19 protein-coding genes and 1 pseudogene are annotated in these 21,667 nt (G+C 40.5%); 4 read left to right on the top strand and 16 right to left on the bottom strand.

Annotated features, from left to right (window positions below; translation table 11 throughout):
• Window positions 1-20: 20 nt before the first annotated feature.
• Together folE and yeiB are read left to right on the top strand one after the other, a co-directional pair.
• A complete protein-coding gene (gene folE, locus ACWPW6_RS13750) occupies window positions 21-680 on the top strand; it encodes a GTP cyclohydrolase I FolE (RefSeq protein WP_154622694.1) in 660 nt (219 codons plus the stop codon).
• Between the two features lie 6 nt (window positions 681-686).
• Complete coding sequence (gene yeiB, locus ACWPW6_RS13745) at window positions 687-1,859, top strand: DUF418 domain-containing protein YeiB (RefSeq protein ID WP_249999189.1); 1,173 nt, start codon at window positions 687-689, stop codon at window positions 1,857-1,859.
• Window positions 1,860-1,905: 46 nt separating this feature from the next.
• On the opposite strand, the pseudogene ACWPW6_RS13740 reads toward yeiB, so the two are convergent.
• The 11 genes and pseudogenes from ACWPW6_RS13740 to ACWPW6_RS13690 all read right to left on the bottom strand — a co-directional run.
• Window positions 1,906-2,193, bottom strand: a pseudogene (locus ACWPW6_RS13740) (outer membrane permeability protein SanA); the annotation flags it as partial.
• A 374-nt stretch (window positions 2,194-2,567) separates the two neighbouring features.
• Complete coding sequence (locus tag ACWPW6_RS13735) at window positions 2,568-3,080, bottom strand: DUF3304 domain-containing protein (RefSeq protein WP_247046895.1); 513 nt, start codon at window positions 3,078-3,080, stop codon at window positions 2,568-2,570.
• A 154-nt stretch (window positions 3,081-3,234) separates the two neighbouring features.
• Window positions 3,235-4,305: a T6SS immunity protein Tli4 family protein gene (locus ACWPW6_RS13730; protein WP_249999188.1), complete on the bottom strand. Its 1,071-nt coding sequence runs from the start codon at window positions 4,303-4,305 to the stop codon at window positions 3,235-3,237.
• Window positions 4,299-5,057, bottom strand: a complete 759-nt coding sequence (locus ACWPW6_RS13725) for an acetyltransferase (protein ID WP_249999186.1) — start codon at window positions 5,055-5,057, stop codon at window positions 4,299-4,301. The genes ACWPW6_RS13730 and ACWPW6_RS13725 overlap by 7 nt, the downstream gene beginning before the upstream one ends.
• A gap of 263 nt (window positions 5,058-5,320) precedes the next feature.
• Window positions 5,321-6,391, bottom strand: coding sequence for a T6SS immunity protein Tli4 family protein (locus ACWPW6_RS13720; protein WP_249999183.1), 1,071 nt, complete (start codon window positions 6,389-6,391; stop codon window positions 5,321-5,323).
• Window positions 6,385-7,164, bottom strand: a complete 780-nt coding sequence (locus ACWPW6_RS13715) for an acetyltransferase (protein WP_249999181.1) — start codon at window positions 7,162-7,164, stop codon at window positions 6,385-6,387. Before ACWPW6_RS13715 ends, ACWPW6_RS13720 begins: the two co-directional genes overlap by 7 nt.
• A 205-nt stretch (window positions 7,165-7,369) precedes the next feature.
• Entirely contained in the window at window positions 7,370-8,071 is a 702-nt protein-coding gene (sanA, locus tag ACWPW6_RS13710; protein WP_154622696.1) for an outer membrane permeability protein SanA, read from the bottom strand.
• A gap of 93 nt (window positions 8,072-8,164) precedes the next feature.
• Window positions 8,165-8,926 (bottom strand): IclR family transcriptional regulator, encoded by a 762-nt coding sequence (locus ACWPW6_RS13705; protein WP_196714056.1) that lies wholly within the window; start codon window positions 8,924-8,926, stop codon window positions 8,165-8,167.
• A gap of 132 nt (window positions 8,927-9,058) precedes the next feature.
• Entirely contained in the window at window positions 9,059-10,555 is a 1,497-nt protein-coding gene (locus ACWPW6_RS13700; RefSeq protein WP_163862705.1) for a CoA-acylating methylmalonate-semialdehyde dehydrogenase, read from the bottom strand.
• 25 nt (window positions 10,556-10,580) lie between these two features.
• Window positions 10,581-11,738 carry an iron-containing alcohol dehydrogenase gene (locus ACWPW6_RS13695; protein WP_249999179.1) on the bottom strand — a complete coding sequence of 386 codons (1,158 nt, stop codon included), beginning with the start codon at window positions 11,736-11,738 and terminating at the stop codon, window positions 10,581-10,583.
• A 17-nt stretch (window positions 11,739-11,755) separates the two neighbouring features.
• On the bottom strand, window positions 11,756-13,150 hold the full coding sequence (locus tag ACWPW6_RS13690; protein ID WP_154622700.1) for a GntP family permease: 1,395 nt from the start codon (window positions 13,148-13,150) through the stop codon (window positions 11,756-11,758).
• A gap of 631 nt (window positions 13,151-13,781) precedes the next feature.
• Here ACWPW6_RS13690 and ACWPW6_RS13685 point away from each other — a divergent pair.
• Both ACWPW6_RS13685 and ACWPW6_RS13680 read left to right on the top strand, forming a co-directional pair.
• Window positions 13,782-14,594, top strand: coding sequence for a MurR/RpiR family transcriptional regulator (locus tag ACWPW6_RS13685; protein WP_249999177.1), 813 nt, complete (start codon window positions 13,782-13,784; stop codon window positions 14,592-14,594).
• A 40-nt stretch (window positions 14,595-14,634) separates the two neighbouring features.
• Window positions 14,635-15,420, top strand: a complete 786-nt coding sequence (locus ACWPW6_RS13680) for a sulfite exporter TauE/SafE family protein (protein ID WP_410242015.1) — start codon at window positions 14,635-14,637, stop codon at window positions 15,418-15,420.
• Window positions 15,421-15,434: 14 nt separating this feature from the next.
• Here ACWPW6_RS13680 and ACWPW6_RS13675 read toward each other — a convergent pair whose 3' ends face one another.
• From ACWPW6_RS13675 to ACWPW6_RS13655, 5 genes are all read right to left on the bottom strand, one after another.
• Window positions 15,435-16,268, bottom strand: a complete 834-nt coding sequence (locus ACWPW6_RS13675; protein WP_249999176.1) for a rhomboid family intramembrane serine protease — start codon at window positions 16,266-16,268, stop codon at window positions 15,435-15,437.
• 480 nt (window positions 16,269-16,748) lie between these two features.
• Window positions 16,749-18,446, bottom strand: coding sequence for an NAD-dependent malic enzyme (locus ACWPW6_RS13670; RefSeq protein WP_154622547.1), 1,698 nt, complete (start codon window positions 18,444-18,446; stop codon window positions 16,749-16,751).
• A gap of 863 nt (window positions 18,447-19,309) precedes the next feature.
• The gene (cdd, locus tag ACWPW6_RS13665; RefSeq protein ID WP_249999174.1) at window positions 19,310-20,197 is read right to left on the bottom strand and encodes a cytidine deaminase; all 888 of its coding nucleotides are present in this window, start codon (window positions 20,195-20,197) and stop codon (window positions 19,310-19,312) included.
• Between the two features lie 276 nt (window positions 20,198-20,473).
• The gene (locus ACWPW6_RS13660; protein ID WP_154624493.1) at window positions 20,474-21,169 is read right to left on the bottom strand and encodes a CidB/LrgB family autolysis modulator; all 696 of its coding nucleotides are present in this window, start codon (window positions 21,167-21,169) and stop codon (window positions 20,474-20,476) included.
• The gene (locus ACWPW6_RS13655) at window positions 21,163-21,636 is read right to left on the bottom strand and encodes a CidA/LrgA family protein (protein WP_154624492.1); all 474 of its coding nucleotides are present in this window, start codon (window positions 21,634-21,636) and stop codon (window positions 21,163-21,165) included. Before ACWPW6_RS13655 ends, ACWPW6_RS13660 begins: the two co-directional genes overlap by 7 nt.
• Between the last annotated feature and the right edge of the window lie 31 nt (window positions 21,637-21,667).

Here is a 21,667-nt window from a genome sequence, read left to right as displayed (position 1 = left end):
TATCGTTTGTGGAGAATCTAATGTCATCTCTGAGTAAAGAAGCCGAATTGGTTCATGCTGCTCTGGCAGCGAGAGGGCTTGAAACGCCGTTACGCATCCAACCTAAATCTGGGCAAGAGCGTAAGCAGCTAATTGAAGGGCATATGGCAGAGATCATGAAGTTACTGAATTTAGACCTAACCGATGACAGCTTAGCAGATACCCCAAAACGTATTGCTAAAATGTATGTTGATGAGATTTTTTCAGGTCTAGATTACGCGAACTTCCCAAAAATCACCGTCATTGAAAATAAAATGAATGTCGACGAAATGGTGACTGTACGTGATATTACATTAACAAGTACATGTGAGCATCACTTTGTCACTATTGATGGAAAAGCGACGGTTGCTTATATTCCAAAAGATAAAGTGATAGGTCTTTCGAAGATCAATAGAATTGTTCAGTTCTTTTCTCAACGTCCTCAAGTTCAAGAACGTTTGACTCAGCAAATTTTAGTTGCGCTACAGACATTACTTGGAACAAATAATGTTGCGGTATCAATTGATGCGGTACACTACTGTGTCAAAGCTCGCGGTATTCGTGATGCAACCAGCGCAACGACGACGACTTCTTTAGGTGGGCTATTTAAATCAAGTCAAAATACGCGCCAAGAGTTTTTGCGCGCAGTACGCCATCAGTAATGCATTATGGCTGTCATGGCATCGCCTGAATCCCAACAAAGGCGCATTGATAGGCTTGATGCAACGCGCGGCATTGCAATCTTAGGTATTCTATTAATGAATATTTTTGGGTTTGCTTTGCCGCAAATGGCCTATATGAATCCTGTGTATTCTCAATCGGTAAGCCAACCAGACATCCTCGTCTGGGCCGTCTTTAATCTCTTTTTCCAAGGCAAGTTTTTAGCTATTTTTTCGATTTTATTTGGTGCAACTTTGGCACTTTTACATCGTAAAGGCTATCGGTGGAATATGTGCCGTTTAGCGATCTTAGCGATTTTAGGCGTGATTCACGGTGTAGGGCTTTGGGATGGTGATATTTTACTCGCTTACGCGATTACGGGAGTAATGGCATTATTTATTTTTGAGCAGTATACACAGCAATATTTGTTAAAATTTGCCTGTTTTATTTATGTCATTGGGCTCATTATTTTATTTTTCCTTGGTATTTCGGTCGATGCAGATAACTTCTGGCGTGTCTCTGAAGAACAAGCACTCTCTGAATTTTTACAAAAAACAACGGGGGGAAGTGTTAGCCTGCTATATCGAGCACAATCTGTACTCAACATGGTCGAATTGCTATTTATTCAATATGGTTGGCAGTTACTTGGATTAATGATAACAGGGTTTTTATTAATCCGTAATGGATGGTTATGTGGGCAATTTAGTTCGCAGCATTATCGACGTATGGCCATTTTATTGATCACACCGGCTTTGTTGGTGCAAATTTTGTCACTTTATCTACAAAGTCAATTTGGTTGGGGGTATTTTGCTACCTCGATTGTCGGCTATATTATTAATGAATTGATGATCCCGCTACAATCACTAGGGTATATTGCTCTAGTTTATGGTTTCTGGGAAAGTATAAAAACGTGTGTCATTGCTAAGATGTTGCAATGTACAGGGCGTATGGCATTAAGTAATTATTTATTGCAAACCCTTATTTGTACAACGATTTTTTACCATTTGGGTTACTTTAATAAGTTTTCTCGACTCGAGTTATTAGCGTTTATTGTGCCAATATGGCTAATCAACTTACTGTTTTCTTATTATTGGTTACACTTTTTCACGCAAGGCCCAATCGAATGGGGATGGCGCAAACTGACTGATACCATATCCAATTGCTTAGAAAGCCCGAGATAAGCATTTAGGCAGTTATGTTTGATAACTGCCTAATGAATAAAGAGGATTAAATTTTATTTACTTCATCGGGTGAAACTGCAGGATAACCCTTCATTCCTTCAGGCATTTTGATTGGTGCAGGAATGGATTCTTGTTCCCCTAAAAACTTAGGCTCACGATTTAAAATATAGAGATCAGCCAACGCCCCTAACCGTGCAAATACTTCACGTACTCTTACCTTAAACATGGCTTTTGGCGTTGGTACAGCTAAACACTGTGCATCGATACCTTTATGTTTAGCAATAAATAAGGCTCTTTCACAATGAAAGCGCTGAGTGATAATCGTGAAATTATCCACATGCACAGATGAAACTGGTGCAAAAAAATAGAAACATCAGAGCTTTTACGTGTTTTTGGCGCCTTAGCAATTATTCATTATGAACATAGTGGCAATGTAACATATGAACAGCATGCAACATATAATGGAACAGATGAAACAAGTAAAACAAAGCACTTAGAACATAAGGTTAAACATCTGAGACAGCTCGTTACAGCCCGGTGATCGCAGGTAGCAGCGACTCCGATGTTCAAATTCGTCTCGTCCTATTTTTTCAATATTCTTAGTTAACTGCTCTTTTGTCAGTTTTAACCGTCCATCAAGCGGAAACTGAGGGGGAACCCAGCAAGGATCACCTTGCGTGGAAATTTGGTCTTTTTTAGGGGCGATAATTATTGAGGATATTGCGCAGGCTCCAGTTGGTCAAAGGGGGCTTTAATTGGGTGGTCTGGGTGCTCAATACCATGACACGTCGCGATGACTTTCACTTGTTGGCACGGTAAGAAGTGGACTTGCAATCCACAGGAATCCTGATATTCCGGGATAGTCACGGTAGTCTGATATTGTCGGTAATTGGCTTCTTGTTTTTTTATAAAATCTTTAAATGCAGGATCTGCAACTCCTAGCATATCTTTAGGAAACGGGTCAGGATTCACCTCCCATTTCACATTGACCTGCATATTGGGTTGCCATATTTCAGGTAACATCACACAGCAAGTAAATCCCCCGGTACGTCCCCGATAACCATTAACCGAAAACCAATTGATATTCGTGTCTGCGACATGGTTATACCCCAATAAGTTCGCGCCCACATAGGCAATGTTCTCTTTAGGTTTCTCGTCAGGAGAACATCCTAAAATAAAGAGTGGAAGAATAAAAAAAGTAAAGTAACCCCTCTCATACACGATTCCTGTCCATTAAAAATAAAAAACAGTATCGTACACTTAAGGTAAATTATCTATTTCTGAATTAGGATAATTAAAATGACGTCATCGGTTATTATAAGCACGATTATGTAAAATCTGAGCGCTAACAACAGGATTACCGCTCTAGCGTGAATTAAAATGCATTCGGTTTATAACGTAGAGAACCTATAATCCGATCCCAAATTTCGACCATTTGAGCTTCGCTATAGCGAGTTTGTTTATACTTGCTATTAAGACCTAACTTGATTAACGGCTTCCACACTGTTGCAACAGCTTCATTAGCATAAAGAGTAAAGTCGTAGACCTTTAACGTTTTCTGTTCATAATTTTGAGTGCCATCAAAAAGCCATGCTTCAAATGGAATACCATTTACCATAGACGCATATTTTTTTAAGGTTTTCATACTTGACGCTTTTAAAGCATCGTCAATTGCATCACTTCGACCAAAAAAGGTATCCCCGTCGGCAATCATTGCATTATTCGTATTGATACCAAAGAGTAAATCGTCATTTTCATAGCTAAGCCCCACAACAACTTTGTGCTCTCTACCGTCATCCGCAATAAAGCCATTAGGAATACACCACCCTTTATCGGTTGGAATATCATGATCTAACCGCCCGCTTAATCGCGAAATCAACGAACGCATTGCCGCTAATTTAGAGGGTTTCTGATTTGATTCCGCCTCAGTAAAACCTCTAGCTAAATATTGTTTTTTTCGCTCTTCATGCTTTTTATCCGAAAAATCTCTAAAGTCTGAAGTAATAATAAAAGCGATATGATTAAGATATACATGAGCCTCTAATTGACGATATATATCATCTGAACCACTTTGGTTTTTATCAAAAATTACTCCTTGATTGTCGGGAAGCTGAATAACTTCTTTCAACGCAGGGGCATTTTTCTGACTGGTTTTTTGATTTCTAAGCGCCTCTTCACGTAATGCAATACGTTGCTTGAATGCCGGCGGGTAAATAAATTGGCTTTCGATATCAAAATCATCATACGTGGCTTTATGCGTGCCATTATTCAAAGACTCAGGAACATCCACCACATAAATTCCCGAACATTGCGGTTTTGTTTTCGAAAATAACGGTTCAACCATAACGGCGTCCTTTTTAACCATGGGTGCGGCATACAACGTCGGAATAAAAAACATCATGCCTAAAGAAAAGCAGATTGCGCGCAACGCGGTCTTCATCAACATGCAGGCACCTCTTGAACCATTTTAGCGATAGCACGCAGGGTAAATTGCAATGCAGGACGTTGATGAATATCGTCAAGGTTTTTGACTTCATAAGCCCCTTGATGGTCAACATTCGTGGCTAACACACTTTTAATGGACTGCCCGTTTTGTCGCTGGATTGTTTTCAAGGATTCCACAGGAACCGTACCATCCCCCGCAGAATTTGAGGCTTTTAATTCATAAAGACGGGAGCGGTTAAACGGTAAAGGCACTTCACGGTAGTTATTGGGGATTGTTTTATCGCTGTCATGCATATCTTTCGGGTACGTAATTGACGTGATATGCCACTTGACGGAGCCATCGGAAGGCTTTGTATGCCCATAAAACGCATAGGTATTAGGATGATAACCAGCAACATTTAATGATGAAATAAAACTTCGGACTTTTTTTCTCATTAAAATAACATACTCTTCCCAATTATTTTGGCTAACCGCTTCCTCTTTATCGAGGATATCGGACTCATACAACCGCCACCATAAGGTTTTATTCAGATAAATCTCCCCAAACGGGTCGCCTTTTTGGGGCAAGGCTAAATCACTCCCATCAGCATTTCCTTTTTCAACACTAAACCACGCCATTCCATGGGCATTACTGGTATAGTTTGGCGCAGGTAATAACTGTAAAGGCGCAGGTTTTTCCCTTTTCATTCCATTTAGAGGGTAATAGGAAACGTATTGGTATTCGTCGGCTTCTGGGGTATCTTTCTCTGACATGACGCTAATCCTCTCGAATTTTCCTTAATAAAAAAGTAGAGAAATCTAGCTTAAGGCTTCACCTGAGATGTCCAATTTTTCGGCACCGATAAGATCTATTATGTCAAACAGGTGATTTTGAATGTCCTTATCGCGGCAAAAGGTTTACTCCTTTATGCCGCAAAAAGTGACATTACTCAATTGGAGCTACAGTAGTAGGGCATGCAAGCATATTTATGTTAAATATGAGCGATAACGAGACAATCATTGCGCACAGAAAAACATTAAAACGCATTCGGTTTATAACGTAGAGAACCTATAATCCGATCCCAAATTTCGACCATTTGAGCTTCGCTATAGCGAGTTTGTTTATACTTGCTATTAAGACCTAACTTGATTAACGGCTTCCACACTGTTGCAACAGCTTCATTAGCATAAAGAGTAAAGTCGTAGACCTTTAACGTTTTCTGTTCATAATTTTGAGTGCCATCAAAAAGCCATGCTTCAAATGGAATACCATTCGCCATAGACGCATATTTTTTTAAGGTTTTCATACTTGACGCTTTTAAAGCATCGTCAATTGCATCACTTCGACCAAAAAAGGTATCCCCGTCGGCAATCATTGCATTATTCGTATTGATACCAAAGAGTAAATCGTCATTTTCATAGCTAAGCCCCACAACAACTTTGTGCTCTCTACCGTCATCCGCAATAAATCCATTAGGAATACACCATCCTTTATCGGTTGGAATATCATGATCTAACCGACCGCTTAATCGCGAAATCAACGAACGCATTGCCGCTAATTTAGTTGGTTTGTCATTCATTTCAGCTTCTGTAAACCCTGCATTAATATATATTTTCTTCCTTTCTGTATATTTATCCGATGAAAGGTCAAGTATTTCAGTTGTAATAATAAAAGCGATATGATTGAGGTACACATGAGCTTCTAATACCCGACCTAAATCATCTTGCCCCGAAATATTTCTATCAAAGATGACCCCTTGATTGTCGGGGAGCTGAATAACTTCTTTCAATGCAGGGGCATTTTTCTGACTGGTTTTTTGATTCCTAAGCGCTTCTTCACGTAATGCAATACGTTGCTTGAATGCCGGCGGGTAAATAAATTGGCTTTCAATATCAAAATCATCGTACGTGGCTTTATGCGTGCCATTATTAAAAGACTCAGGAACATCCACCACATAAATTCCCACACATTGCGGTTTTGTTTTCGAAAATAACGGTTCAACCATAACAGCGTCCTTTTTAACAATGGGATTTGCATACAACGTTGGAATAAAAAACACCACGCCTAAAGAAAAGCAGATTGCGCGCAACGCGGTCTTTATCAACATGCAGGCACCTCTTGAACCATTTTAGCGATAGCACGCAGGGTAAATTTTAACGCAGGGCGTTGATGAATATCGTCAAGGTTTTTGACTTCATAAGCCCCTTGATGGTCGACATCCGTTGCCAACACGCTTTTAATCAACTGCCCATTTTGACGCTGGATTGTTTTCAAGGATTCCACAGGAACCGTACCATCCCCCGCAGAATTTGAGGCTTTTAATTCATAAAGACGGGAGCGGTTAAACGGCAAAGGCACTTCACGGTAGTTATTGGGGATTGTTTTATCGCTGTCATGCATATCTTTCGGGTACGTAATTGACGTGATATGCCACTTGACGGAGCCATCGGAAGGCTTTGTATGCTCATAAAACGCATAGGTATTAGGATGATATTTTCCTTTCTCTTGATGCTCCATAAAACTTCTAACATCTTCATTTATCAATTTAACGTAAGACTTCCAATTATCATCAACGTTAGTCTCTTTCGAGTCAATAATGTTTGATTGATATAATTTCCACCAAACATCATTACGCAAGTAAATATCAGTGAATGGGTCTGAGCTTACTGTTTTTGGGTAACTATCATCATCTTTAAGCCATGGAGACTTATATTTAGGGGAAGGCAATAGTTGAAGAGCAGCTGTAGCCCTCGCCAAAACAGGCATTAACTTTTTAGCTGAACTCCCTAAAACTTTGCCTGCAATCCCTTCCTTTCCAGCTCCTGTTTTCATTCGTCGATAAGCAGCAGGTGACCCCAAATCAGGAATAACGCCATGCACGACACCTAACACCTTATCTTGACAACCTTTGAACGTTACTGATTCAGGTGGATTTATTGCGTAGCGAGCTACTAGCCCCCCATAGAGTGCGTAACAATGATCACTTTTTCTACTGCCAATCCATGTCCATGTTTATTTTTGTAGATATCTAAAGCTGTAGCATTTAGGCAGTTATGTTTGATAACTGCCTAATGAATAAAAAGGATTAAATTTTATTTACTTCATCGGGTGAAACGGCAGGATAACCCTTCATTCCTTCAGGCATTTTGATTGGTGCAGGAATGGATTCTTGTTCCCCTAAAAACTTAGGCTCACGATTTAAAATATAGAGATCAGCCAACGCCCCTAACCGTGCAAATACTTCACGTACTCTTACCTTAAACATGGCTTTTGGCGTTGGTACAGCTAAACACTGTGCATCGATACCTTTATGTTTAGCAATAAATAAAGCTCTTTCACAATGAAAGCGCTGAGTGATAATCGTGAAATTATCCGTATCAAATACTTTGCGAGTACGAACAACAGAATCTAACGTTCTAAAACCTGCAAAATCGAGAACAATTTTAGAGGCGGGAACACCGGCCTTGATTAAATCTTTGCGCATGGTAATCGGTTCATTGTAACTATGAGCGCCATTATCACCACTTAGCAGTAAATATTTTACTTTTCCGCTATGGTAAGCATCTGCGGCACCTTGGATTCGGTAGTGGTAGTATAAATTTTGAGCGCCTGTCGAATAATATTTCGATGTCCCTAAAACCATCCCGACATCACGTGCGGGCAGCTCTTCAACTTTTTCATAGATATAAGGGGCAGTTTCCCAAGCGATCCAGCGGTCAAGTAAAATAATAGTGACTAAAGTTATCCCTAAAATAGTTATTAGACCATAAAGCAGACGTTTCCTCATTGTCCTTGCCTTCATAATAATAGTCGTAATGATAAGGCTACTTGACTTAAATGGGGGAAGCAAGTTGAGCAACGTAAAATCCTGTCAATAGATTTAACAGTGTTCGAGTTGGCTCAGCGCAAGTGCCGATTGTTGCATTACAGGAACATGTTCAAGTAGAGATCCTAGAGGGGTTCGAATTGATGGTGCATGCGTATAAATGCAAGCAATTAACCGATTCTTCTCATCTTTTACAGGTACTGCACAGGCTACCATCCCATCAATAAACTCTTCATTATCCGTACTGATTTGAGTTTGAGCGATTTTATCGAGTTGAGCATTTAATTCAAACATGTCAACTAGCGTATTGCGTGTCATTTGATGAATAGGGAGGGCTTTTAACAAGCTTTGTCGTTTGGCTTCGCTAAGGCTTGCAAGGTACAGCTTACCACTGGCTGTACACCAAAGCGGCGTACGGCTACCTTCCGGTAAGTTAATTTGTAGTGGCCAATTGGTTTGAATTCTTTCGTAGTACAGCATTTCTAAGCCATTCGGCACTGAAATTCCACAGGTTTCATTGATATTGTTTGCCAGTGTTCTCAGTATGACTTGGCGTGCAGACTTAAAACGAACACTATTCCAAACACCTTGCGATATCTGGAGTAAGCGATTTCCCGGTTCCCAAAGCCCTCTTAAATTCATTTGTAGATAACCATCTTGCTTAAGTTGAGCAAGAAGACGATGAACAGTCGGTTTAGGGATAGCCAGATCATGAGCAATATCAGCAGGTGAAAGAGGATTATCAGATTTTGCAATGTGCTCCAAAATGGCCAAAACGCGTGTTACGGCTGAACTTTTATCATGCTGTGTATTCAATAGACGGTTTCTCTTAACATAAATTTTTTGCCATGGTGGCATTATCGCAGGTGTGAAGCAAGAGTGATAGAGGGAAGGAGGGAAGAAAATAGCCTCTCATCAAGCAAAAGATGAGAAGCTATGCGTTAAATTTTACTTCATTGTCGGCATTGAAAACTCAGCGCCTTCACGTAAGTTTGCTGAAGGCCAACGCTGAGTAATTGTTTTACGGCGGGTATAGAAACGGACACCATCTGGCCCATAAGCGTGCAGGTCACCAAATAGTGAATTTTTCCACCCTCCAAAGCTATGATAGGCAACTGGTACAGGTAATGGAATATTGATCCCAACCATGCCCACTTGGATATAGTCTGCAAAATAATTCGCTGCCTCACCATCACGGGTATAAATACAAGTACCATTACCATATTCATGCTCATTAATAATATCCATGGCTTCTTGCATCGATTTAGCGCGGATCACTTGCAGAACTGGGCCAAAAATTTCAGCTTGATAGCTATCCATAGCGGTGGTGACGTTATCGATAAGTGTAGCGCCAACAAAGAAGCCGTTTTCATGGCCTGCTACCTTGGCATTTCGTCCATCGACAATAATTTTTGCCCCTTGCTTTTCTGCACTAGTGATATGCCCAATGACTTTTTGTTGATGCTCTCGAGTGATAACGGGGCCGAAATCGTTATGTTTATCACTGTAAACTCCCATTTTTAGGGTAGACATCCGTTCTTGTAACTGACTGACCAACTCATCAGCGATTTCATCACCAATGGCAACAGCCACGGATAAAGCCATACAGCGCTCACCCGATGATCCAAAAGCAGCACCTAAGAGTGAGTTAACCACGTTTTCCATATCGGCATCTGGCATAACAATGGCATGGTTTTTAGCGCCTCCAAGAGCTTGGCAACGTTTGCCATGTGCCGTAGCTGTCGCATAAATGTATTGTGCAACAGGGGTTGAACCAACAAAGCTAACAGCTTTGACGCGTTTATCAGTCAATAACGTATCAACAGCTTCTTTATCACCATTAACAATATTAAAGACCCCATCAGGTAAACCTGCTTCTTTTAGCAGTTGGCCTATATACAGGGTGGCGCTTGGGTCACGCTCTGAAGGTTTCAAGACAAAGGTATTCCCGCAAACGAGTGCTAATGGATACATCCATAATGGCACCATCGCAGGGAAATTAAAGGGGGTGATCCCAGCGACAACCCCTAGAGGTTGGAAATCACTCCACGAATTAATGCCAGGTCCCACATTTTTGCTAAACTCACCTTTTAAGAGTTCTGGTGCACTGCAAGCATATTCGACGTTTTCAATGCCTCTTTGTAACTCACCGGCAGCATCGTGCACAATTTTACCGTGCTCTTGACCTATTAATCGACAAATCTCATCGGCACGCTCTTCGAGTAACTGTTTATAACGAAACATGATGCGTGCACGTTTCATCGGGGGGGTATCGCGCCATTGTGGGAATGCTTTGTGAGCCGCATCGATTGCATCTTCGACGGTAGCTTTTGGTGCGATAGCGACCTGACGGCTCACTTCTCCGGTAGCTGGATTATAAATATCTTGTAAGCGTGAATGGGTTTCATTGATTGCACCATGAATGAGGTGTCCGACGATATTCATTTTATTTCTCCAATTAATTCAGTTTTTAATCCCAAAGTTGTGTGTAGATAGCGATCATTTCATCAACAGTTGGAACTCGCGGGTTATTACCTGGTGAACCTGAGGCTTCCGCTTGTTTTGCCATGGTGTCGACAACTGAGAAAAAATGTTGCTTATCAATGCCAAATTCCGCTGGTGTTGGAACAGAAAGTTCGTTGTTGAGTTCGACAAGGGTATTAATCAGCTTTTCGCAGGCGACATCATCGCTATCTGTCTCTTGTGCAAAGGTTAATGTACGGGCACATGTCGCATAGCGTGCTTTTGCTGCATTTAATGAAAAGCGAGTGACGGCAGGAAGTAACATGGCATTAGAAAGACCATGTGGAACATGAAAAAAGGCACCAATAGGGCGGCTCATACCATGTACGAGTGCTACGGAAGCATTAGAAAAAGCAACGCCAGCAAGTGTTGAGCCTAGCATCATGGCTTCACGAGCCTGTTTATCGTTACCATTATGATAAACTTTACGTAAATTAGGGCCGATGAGCCTCATGGCACACAGCGCTTGGCTGTCTGAATATAAATTCGCCTTACGGCTTACATAAGCTTCGATGGCATGTGTCATTGCATCGATACCCGTATCAGCTGTTGTTCTGGCAGGAACACTCAGTGTTAAATTGTAATCAACGATAGCGGCGATGGGCATAAAACCGGTGCCCATACACATTAGTTTTTCATCCGTTTTCTCATCCGTAATGATGGTGACTCTGGTACATTCGGAGCCTGTTCCCGCCGTCGTAGGAATAGCAACAATGGGAAGACCTTGCTCCTCGACTTGTCGAGGAAACCGGTATTCATTGATAACCCCCCCCAATTTACCGATCACTGCAATTGCTTTTGCACTGTCGATTGGGCTGCCACCCCCAAGTGCAACGACAGCATCAAAATCGGCACTTTGGACTTTATCAATACCGGCTTGAATAGAGGCCGCAGTCGGTTCAGGAACGGTGTCTGAATAGACATCACTTTCAATACCTGCCTGAGATAATATCGATTGTAAATCACTCAGGTAACCGAGCTTAACCATCATCTTATCTGTTACAATCAAAGGTTTACGGCAATTTAGGCCTTGTAAGATATTCGGTAGACGCTTGATTGAATTATGACCAATTTCAAGTGTTCTTGGTAGCACAATCGTAGACATAACCATTTCCTTTTGTTTTAGAATGAGCCAAATATTGAGCCAAGGGAGATAACAGCAATGAGTCCTAACAGACTGCCAATGACGGTCACCATGAAAATATCGAGATAGGAACGTTTGTGAGTTAGACCGCAGATAGCAAGTAGTGAAATCACCGCGCCGTTATGCGGTAAAGTATCAAGACCGCCAGAAGCCATAGCTGCAACTCGGTGTAGTAATTCAGGAGAGATGCCTGTTGCTTCAGCAAGTTGTAAAAAGTGTTCCCCCATCATACTAAGAGCGATACTCAAGCCACCGGAAGCGGAACCTGTTGTACCGACAAGCATGCTAATGACAATTGTTTCGGAAATCAGTACATTGCCAGCGGAGATACTGAGTAAATAATTACTGATTACGGCAAATGCCGCGAGCGAGGCGATGACTGCACCATATCCAACTTCTGACGCAGTATTGAAAATAGGTAATAACGAACCCATCACACCTTTGTTCATGGTTTCTTTCAAATCTTTCCAGCGTGACCAATTCAGTAAAATGATCGTGACACAAGAAAGTACCAGCGCGCCGATAATCGCCCACAAGCCTAAAACGCTATTTAAGCTGGCATGTCCATATTTAGCATCAGAGAGGTATTCGGTATTCATTAGAGGAATGAGTTTGCTGAGTGCATAGTTACTGGAGACAACTAATACGATTGGCAACAGGGCTTTCCATAGTGCAGGTAAATGATGGTGTTCATCATCAGTATGCTTTTCTGGTGCATGATAAATATCCCCGTAGCCTTCTGCGGCATGTTTGGCTTTACGGACACGATAGCTCAACCAGCCATAGCCAGCCGCAAACATCACGGCAGAACCAATCAAGCCAAGACCGGGAGCCGCGAAAGCATCGGTTCCAAAAAATGGCATAGGAATGGTGTTTTGAATCGCAGGCGTTCCTGGTAAAGCAGTCATCGTAAAGCTGAGTGAGCCAAGGGCAATAGCACCAGGGATTAGGCGTTTAGGAATAGCGGCAGCATGAAAAATTGCAGCTGCAATAGGGAAGATAGCAAAGCCAACCACAAATAATGAGACCCCACCGTAAGTCAAGATACTGCAAGTAATAACGACGGCGAGTAGCGCACGGTGACCACCTAATTTTTTGACCAATGAATAGGCGATAGATTGAGCTGAGCCTGAATCATCCATCAACTTCCCAAAGACGGCGCCCAGTAAAAACAATGGAAAATACTTTATGACATAGCCGCCTAGACCAGTCATAAAGACCTGTGTGTAGACACCAAATAAGTGTGTGATATCTCCACTCATCACCACAGCAAATAGCGCTAGGATAGGAGCGAGCAGTAAAACGCTTACGCCACGGTAAGCAAAATACATCAACATCAGTAGGGAAAGAATAATACCTAGGATACTCAACATAACCGTTTCTCCAGTGTTATTAATCGCAGGCTGATTATTAGGATTCTATTTTTATCGGCCGCAAAATAATCTTTTTGTTAATCTGTATCGTTAGTTGATATGAATTGTATTAATAGATGAGATAATTGTAATGAGCAAATGGATTCGGAGAGAAAAGAAAAGAAAAACTGTCTGGATCACAGAAAAGTTAACAAATCGTTAATAACTCGTGATTGAGATCGCAAACAGCTATTGAAGGAAATTTGAGATAAAAATGGCATCCGCATTGATTGCGATGAAGAGGAGTACGCAAGTTAGGAGAAAAAGAAATTTTTTTGGTGTTTAAATCAAAGCTCATTATTTGTTCTGTTTATAAAATATAATGCTTTTGGAGATAATATACGTTTCTAGCTGAAAATATTGTGAGGGCTTATTTGTCAGAGTCAGAGCGATGAAAGGCAGCATAATCACGACATTTAGATATTCTACTTATATAAAAATATTATTCGTATTTTAGTATAAAAAATCGCGTCTTAATCTCAGAGTTAGACTAAATAAAGTAATTAAAATCATAATATTAAGAAAAAGAGTATTGGACTTGTTGCTATGTCAAAACTGGTTTTTTTGATAAAAATAACAAGAAGGAATAGGTATGTCGACAATGAGGGTAAAGTTGGAATGTTTACTCACTAGGGGAAAAGGCACTGAACAACGTATCGCCAGTTTTTTGTTAGATAGCAGTCATATGAGCCATCTTGCAATGAATGTTGCTGAACTTGCTCAGGCAGCGGGTGTCAGTAGTGCATCGGTGATTCGTTTTGCTCGTCAAATGGGTTATCGTGGGTATCCCGAGTTTAAGGTCGATTACTTATCTGATGAAAAACAACATAGAATAAAAAACGAGTATAGTAATCTAACCTATTATGATGATACAAATCAGATCATTACTAAATCCGGCCAAATGTTTACTGTGGCTATTGAAAAGTCATTAGAGTTACTTGAACCTAAAATAGTGGATCGTATTGCGCAACAGATGGTTGCCGCAAAACGTGTCGTGTTATTGGGAATTGGCTCTTCGACTATTGTTGCGAATGATATTTTTCATAAACTGATTAATGCAAATAAAGATGTTTTATTTAGTCCAGACCTTTATATGCAACTTAGCTATTCAGTTAATTTGAATGCGCATGATCTTGTGATTGCAGTCACTGCAACGGGTAATAAGCCCGATATGAATGGCATGCTAAAAACAGCTAAACAAAAAGGTTGTACCATCGTGGCGATAACCCGTTTTGGGCAAGATGAGTCGGCACGTTTAGCAGATATAGTACTGCCTTATTTCTATGATGAACAGCCTTCTCAACTTGGCCTAATCACACCTCAAATTTTGCAAATGGTCGTATTCGACACTTTATTTTTTAAATACTTAACGCTCGTTAATCAAGATATAAATAACGTATCATAGAAGAAATGATGAGCGTTTATGTAAAGCAGGATAAGGTATCGTGATTTTAACTGAATTAGCCATCGGTGCATTGATTGGCTTGATTATTAGTACAACTGGTGTCGGTGGTGGTGTGATCGTTTTGCCCATTTTGACTTATTTTTTTGGGCTTAATGCATTAGCCGCTGTTGCAACGGCTAATTTTCTGTCGATGTTGATGAAGGTATCATCCTCGTATATGCATTTTCGATTAGGGAATATCCCATTAAAGGGCGCGGCTATTGTGTTAGCAATTATGTTGCCAAGCACATTTTTGTCGAGCTTATTGGTTGCTTGGTTAGGAAGTTTCCCTGAATATCAAAAGACGGTTGAATGGGCAATTAACCTACTTGTTGCTGCCGCAATTATTTTTTCATTGTATTTATTTGTTCATCGAATGTTTTATGCTGCACCGATTCAAAAAAATATTGCTCAAGGAAATCCATTTCAAACAATGGCATTACCAGCGGTAATTGCGGGAATCGTACTTGGTGCAACGGGGGTTGGTGGGGGCATTGTCGTTTTACCGATGTTGTTGCGTTATATGCAATTAAATATTAAGCAAGCTATTGGAACTTCAATTGTTATTACAACAGTCTTATCGGGCGCTTCTGCATTGGCTTATGCCCAAAATGGGTATACAAATCTCAAATTGGCGCTAACTTTGTGTATCGGTGCATTATTGGTGATGCCATTAGCTAAATATTTATTAATTAAGCTGTCAGAAAGAGCTTTTCAATATATGACATTGTTGCTGATATTATGTAGCGCAATTATGATGACCCTAAAAGCGATCATGCAGGCATGATCTCCTTTAATACTTTATTTATGTGTCATGTGAAGTTCTTTATTGATCTCTTGATAAATAAATTGACGTTCATACAGTAAATTTTCATCTGTAGAAAATGAAAAAGAGTGGATCGCTAACGCAAGCAGGAGCACGGCAATAACCGTGATGCTAACACTCGTCATCGCTGACTTTTTGGGCACTAAAACATAGCCGATACTGATTAGTGCACCAATAATAGCCCCTCCAATATGGGCAGCATTATCAACACCAGATTGCAAACCATTTACCAGCGTTAATGCGATCATTGCAATAATATTATAGAGTTGGCGCTTTTGCTTTGAGTGTATGACAGGGTGAGGGTGTGGCTTATTAATCGCTTTTAGCAAATAGATGACGGATGCAGCCGCAAGCCCCATAATTGCACCGGAAGCACCTACACCAATGATGATATAAACCGTATTGTCTGACCATATTTGATTGTTTATCGTGTCGTAATATTGCCAATAGGCGCTAAATAGCGCCGCTCCGACACCTGAGATAAGATAAATAGCTAATACTTTTAATTTACCATAAGCACGTTCACATTCTATGCCAATCACAAATAACGCTAAGCAGTTAAAAGCTAAATGCATCCCGTTTGAATGTAATGTCATACTAATAGGGTAACGCCACCAATCTCCGGTTAATGATAATTGGTAAACATTCGCACCAAACAGTATTAAGTTATTTTCCCGTGATTCAAGGGGAGAAGCGAAAGCAATTTGATAGAAATAGACGGCAATATTCAGCAGGACAAGGATCAGCGTGAGAGCCATTGCCCGTAGGAAAGAGCGTGATTTTAGTGTATGCCTTTGTTGTCCTATCATCTCAACTCCCCCTCTTTAAAGATAACGATCTTAATAAAAATACGGCGGTATATCACGGCTATTTTATGATGAAAAGCATCATTAGCACAGCCAAGTACATACGTAATGAATTTAAATTTAAGTCGGCTCAAGAATTAGAGAAAGAAGTATGAGATTTAGACGTTATATATGAATCAATCATTATGCACTAACGACGTTAAAAAAACATTTCTCTTTTTTATTCTTACTCAATAAACGTTTTAATTAAATTCAGTGATTTTTCTTTTTCTACTAGAAGGATAGCGATATTGATGAACATAACATGATGGACCATTATTCACTACAAATAGGTATAATGAGATCTTATGATGACAAATAACAACTCATCAATAAATGAATGCCAATATTCACTCACTGAGACATGAAAGCTATTTTTAGGTTGATGATAAAAGATAATTATTGGTGGAATTATATAGGGCACCTTAAGGTGCCCTTATTATCTTAGAATGAAGTCCGTTTATAAGTCCGGTATTCAGGTTTCCAGAAGTTACGCTCGATCGCTTCATCTAATGCACTATCTGATGTTACTGTTGCAACACCTTGCACTTGAGCTTCTTTAGCGACTTGTTTTGCTATAATGCGTGACACTTGTTGGATATCAGACAATAGTGGTAACAGTGGGCCTTCACCTTCTTTTGCCAGTGGTGAACACTCAGCTAATGCACGGCTTGCTGCCATCAACATTGCTTCTGTGACACGTTTTGCACCTGACGCGATAACGCCAAGGCCAATACCTGGGAAGATGTAGGAGTTGTTACACTGAGCAATTGGGAAGATTTTCTCTTTATAAGAAACTGGCGAGAATGGGCTTCCTGTTGCGACCAATGCTTTACCGTCTGTCCAATTAATAATATCTTCTGGGCGGGCTTCTACTCGTGATGTTGGGTTAGAGAGTGGCATCACGATAGGACGTTCACAGTGTTTATGCATCTCTTTGATGATCTCTTCTGTAAACAGACCGGCTTGGCCAGACACACCGATTAGGATCGTTGGTTTTGCATTACGTACGACATCCAATAAAGAGATAGAATCGCTATTGACATCCCAATCGCTTAAATGATTGCTGTTTTGGGTTAGTTTGCTTTGGAAATCAAGCAGGTTAGGCAGTTTATCAGTCAATAAACCAAAACGGTCAACCATGTAAATGCGTGAACGCGCTTGTTCATCACTTAGCCCTTCAGATTTCATCTGAGCAATGATTTGCTCGGCGATACCGCAGCCAGCAGAGCCTGCACCTAAAAAGGTAACGCGTTGATCACTTAATTTACTGCCCGCAGCATGGCTGGCTGCAATTAAGCTTCCTAATGTGACAGCCGCAGTACCTTGAATATCATCATTAAAGCAGCAAAGCTCATCGCGATAGCGATTGAGCAATGGCATGGCATTTTTTTGTGCAAAATCTTCAAATTGCAATAAAACATTTGGCCAACGACGTTTCACCGCTTGAATAAACTCATCGATAAACTGGTCGTATTCTTCACCAGTAATACGTGGATGGCGCCATCCCATATATAGAGGATCATTGAGGCGTTGTGGATTATTGGTTCCCACATCAATGACAATTGGTAATGTATACGCTGGGCTAATACCACCACAGGCGGTGTAAAGTGAGAGCTTGCCGATAGGGATACCCATACCACCAATGCCTTGGTCGCCTAAACCTAAAATACGCTCACCGTCAGTGACAACGATCACTTTAACATTTTGTTTGGTGGCATTTTGCAGCATATCATCAATATATTCACGGTTTGGATAAGAGATGAATAAACCACGTGCACGGCGATAGATATCAGAGAAATGTTCACACGCTTCACCAACAGTAGGGGTATAAATGATTGGCATCACTTCTGTAAGATGGGCATCAATCAAGCGATAAAACAAGGTCTCGTTGGTATCTTGAATATTTCTTAAGTAAATATGCTTATCGATGTCAGTTTTGAAATCAATTAATTGTCGATAGGCACGCTCAACTTGTTCTTCAATAGTTTCAACTTGCTCTGGCAGTAGGCCATAAAGGTTAAAGCTAGCGCGTTCTTCTTCACTAAAAGCACTTCCTTTGTTTAGCAAAGGAAACTCGAGCAGGATAGGGCCTGCATAAGGAATGTACAGAGGGCGTTTTGTTTCGTATTCATGTTCCATGAAATATCACTCTTCGGACGATTAAAAAACAACAGTCGGGATAGATCCTAAGGCAAACAAAAAATATGTACAGTGATTATTGATACAAAGAGTTAAAATAAATGTTAATTTATATTATTTGCATAATAAACAATATAATAGAAGACTTAAACCAAAAGGGAAATTGTACGACTTAAAGGGTAAGGATAACCTAGGATGCTTAGCGCCAGCACAGCGCGCTTAAGAGGAGTCAAAAGCACCAAAAAAGCGACGAACAGTGGAAACGAGCAATAGGGCTCAAATAATAAAGTGCGATGCTTTGTGCTACATTAACGTATATATTTATTTAAAATATTGTCATTAGCTTTCAATAATGAATGACGATAATAGGTTGCTAAATATCTGAAGCATAAAATATGCATATTGATAAATAGAATTTAAAGGCGTGATAAAATTAATTTATTCGTAGAGAATATAGCGATATTAAAATAAAGTGTGATAATGTCAAACTAACGTTATTCATTGCATTTTATCTACGACCACTGCCTATCGGTTTGATACAGGCTTGTTTTGCGATTACTTCCATTGATGATATCTCAATAGTTAAAAGGCAGAATGGTTAATCGATCGTTTATCAAGGCTTAAAGATAAGAAGAGGAGGTTGATAATTCTCAAAATATAATGGCATATTGATTTGATGTGTCGACTATAGCCGTATTTAATTTTGGTTTTGGTGTTTTTACGCTATATCGAAATACACGTATGATGAGATGTGCTTATATTTTAAGTGTGTTGATCTTCTCTTGATTTTATTATCGATTGTTAAAGTCTATATGAATAAAACTGCCGCTATTTTATTTGGCGGCAGTTAAACAGATAAACAATTAATCGAGATAAATGACCTCTTTTTGCTGGCAACCGAGCGCCTGCAATGTATTTTCAGTTATACACCACTGCTTAACGATAGCATCTTGTTTCTCAACTAACACCGCTTGTTCAATGGCATGCATATCTTTACCTGCTAAATTAACCATAATCAATGCCGCTTGCAGTGGCGGTAGACTTGGGTTGAATGCGGCATTTTCGGCATAGCGGCCAGTAAATAATGAGCCATCTTTTAGCTGTAGTGCAATGCCTGAATGGGATTGACTATAAGGTGCGTGTGACTGGTTTGCAGCTTCAATAGCAGCACATAATAACCGGTTACGGCTAGGCGTACTGTAACCATGATCAACGGTATCCAGCAGTAGCGTTGTGATTTCTAAGTCAGATGGACCAAATGAATCAGGCAAGTAATCATGCAATGTTGCTGGTTGGCGTTCTGGTAAGTGGATTGCGATTTGGCCACCACCCCGTAATTCGTTCATAAACTGTCGGCAATGACCACATGGCGTATAGTTGACGGTGATCGACGCTAATTGTTTTTCGCCCTTTAACCACGCATGTGTCACCGCACACTGCTCGGCGTGGATAGTTTGAGCGATAGCGACACCACTGAACTCCATATTAGCACCGAAATACAGATTACCACTCACACCACGGGCAATTGCGCCCACATTAAAGTGTGAAATTGGGGTAACGGCATAGGCGGCGGCGAAGGGTAATAATAAAAATGCCAGCTCGCTGTCACTATAACCGCAATCAGTTTTAATCTGATTAACGTGTTCGGCACTCAGCATCGCTTGAAAGTCAGGTGTATCAATAATAGGTCTGAGCGCAGTTTGTAACTTTTCTGGAAGTTGAGACCAAGCGGTCTTAAATCTTGAATGCATGAGTTGCTCTCCTAATGACTTGCTTACATTCTATACTCAATGGCGGCGCTTTATGTTGAGGTATGGTGTTTAGCTTCCTAGCGACTCCTTTTCTCGTCGTTTAACTATACCTCGAATGATTGAGAGTATATGTAATAAGTCATACCCTCATATGTGACCGTAGTCACTATTTTTGTGAAATGAATGAAACAAATTTTATAATTGAGAGATGTATCTCAAGTTTTTGATGCAAAAAAGAGTGAGAGAGGCGATAAGCCTCTCTTCGTTGTATTGAGTCTAGCCGAAAAGATGAAGTATGACAGGGAAGATAAACGGGGCGAGTAAGGATGTAATAATCCCACAGGTCATTAATGCTAAAGAACTATAAGCACCTTCAATATAATTAATTTCTGCACAACGAGCTGTTCCTAAAGCATGAGACGCTGTGCCCATAGCCAGTCCTCGTGAGGCATGTGTTCGAATACGTAAAGCATCGAACAATGAATGGCCAAACATAGCACCTAACATCCCAACAAAAATGACGCAAGCTGCACTAATCGCGGGAATACCACCAATAGAATCAGCAACAGCCATTGCAATCGGTGTTGTAACAGATTTTGGTAATACTGATGCCGCAATATCAGGTGTTGCACCTAACCATAAAGCAATGGCTGTACCAGTAAACATAGCGACTAAACTACCGGCTAAACATATGCTGAATAAAGATTTCCATTGGGCACGAATTTGATGCATTTGCTCATAAAGTGGAAATGCCAATGCAACAACAGCAGGTTGCAATAGGTCATTCAGAATTTTACTGCCCGCGAAATAGTGCTCATAGGGGGTATGAGTGAAAATCAGCAATGGCACAATAATCGCTATCGCAACTAATAATGGATTCAACAGTGGGAGTTTTAATTTAACCGATAAAAACCGTGCCAGATAAAAAACAGCGATCGTTAACGGTAGTGACCACCAAATATGCTCTAACATTTGCCATTCCCCTTATCTTGCTGATTATCTGTTGGTATTTTTGTTGGTTCTTCAGGGGGAAGAGGGACCTCATCTGGCTTTGCCCCAACGATTTGACGCTCTTTATGGATGTAGTGAGAACTAAAAGCTACCACCACCATCACCACTAACGTACTGATAAAGCAGGCTACAAGAATGGGAACCAGTTGCTGACTTAATTGACTGTAGTAGTTCATGATGCCAATACCGATGGGTACGAACAGCAGTGTCATATTTTTTAGCAAAAGTGAGCAACCCGGTTGCGCCCAATGCGCAGGAATAATTTGTAAAGCAAGTAACACAAACAGTATTAACATACCGATGATGCTACCGGGAACAGAAAATGGCAGTAGTGTTGATAACAAGTTCCCAATGATTAGGCAGAGATAAAGTATGACAAAAGCACGTAAATACTGCCATCCGGTTATCAGCACTTGTTTTAATGACATGAGACCCGTCCTATTATGCTAAGTGCATTCA

It is taken from the genome of Providencia sp. Marseille-Q8014 (assembly GCF_965112055.1).
Note: the sequence above shows the minus strand (reverse complement) of the source record. Positions and strands in the feature narration are given on the sequence as shown.

Excerpts from the sequence above, each read along its gene's own strand:
- ACWPW6_RS13700 (WP_163862705.1), bottom strand. The coding sequence starts at position 10,555 with ATGAATATCGTCGGACACCTCATTCATGGTGCAATCAATGAAACCCAT.
- ACWPW6_RS13690 (WP_154622700.1), bottom strand. The coding sequence starts at position 13,150 with ATGTTGAGTATCCTAGGTATTATTCTTTCCCTACTGATGTTGATGTAT.
- ACWPW6_RS13685 (WP_249999177.1), top strand. The coding sequence starts at position 13,782 with ATGTCGACAATGAGGGTAAAGTTGGAATGTTTACTCACTAGGGGAAAA.
- folE (WP_154622694.1), top strand. The coding sequence starts at position 21 with ATGTCATCTCTGAGTAAAGAAGCCGAATTGGTTCATGCTGCTCTGGCA.
- cdd (WP_249999174.1), bottom strand. The coding sequence starts at position 20,197 with ATGCATTCAAGATTTAAGACCGCTTGGTCTCAACTTCCAGAAAAGTTA.
- ACWPW6_RS13695 (WP_249999179.1), bottom strand. The coding sequence starts at position 11,738 with ATGTCTACGATTGTGCTACCAAGAACACTTGAAATTGGTCATAATTCA.
- sanA (WP_154622696.1), bottom strand. The coding sequence starts at position 8,071 with ATGAGGAAACGTCTGCTTTATGGTCTAATAACTATTTTAGGGATAACT.
- ACWPW6_RS13660 (WP_154624493.1), bottom strand. The coding sequence starts at position 21,169 with ATGTTAGAGCATATTTGGTGGTCACTACCGTTAACGATCGCTGTTTTT.
- ACWPW6_RS13730 (WP_249999188.1), bottom strand. The coding sequence starts at position 4,305 with ATGTTGATGAAGACCGCGTTGCGCGCAATCTGCTTTTCTTTAGGCATG.
- ACWPW6_RS13670 (WP_154622547.1), bottom strand. The coding sequence starts at position 18,446 with ATGGAACATGAATACGAAACAAAACGCCCTCTGTACATTCCTTATGCA.
- ACWPW6_RS13655 (WP_154624492.1), bottom strand. The coding sequence starts at position 21,636 with ATGTCATTAAAACAAGTGCTGATAACCGGATGGCAGTATTTACGTGCT.
- ACWPW6_RS13675 (WP_249999176.1), bottom strand. The coding sequence starts at position 16,268 with ATGATAGGACAACAAAGGCATACACTAAAATCACGCTCTTTCCTACGG.
- ACWPW6_RS13725 (WP_249999186.1), bottom strand. The coding sequence starts at position 5,057 with ATGTCAGAGAAAGATACCCCAGAAGCCGACGAATACCAATACGTTTCC.
- ACWPW6_RS13720 (WP_249999183.1), bottom strand. The coding sequence starts at position 6,391 with ATGTTGATAAAGACCGCGTTGCGCGCAATCTGCTTTTCTTTAGGCGTG.
- yeiB (WP_249999189.1), top strand. The coding sequence starts at position 687 with ATGGCTGTCATGGCATCGCCTGAATCCCAACAAAGGCGCATTGATAGG.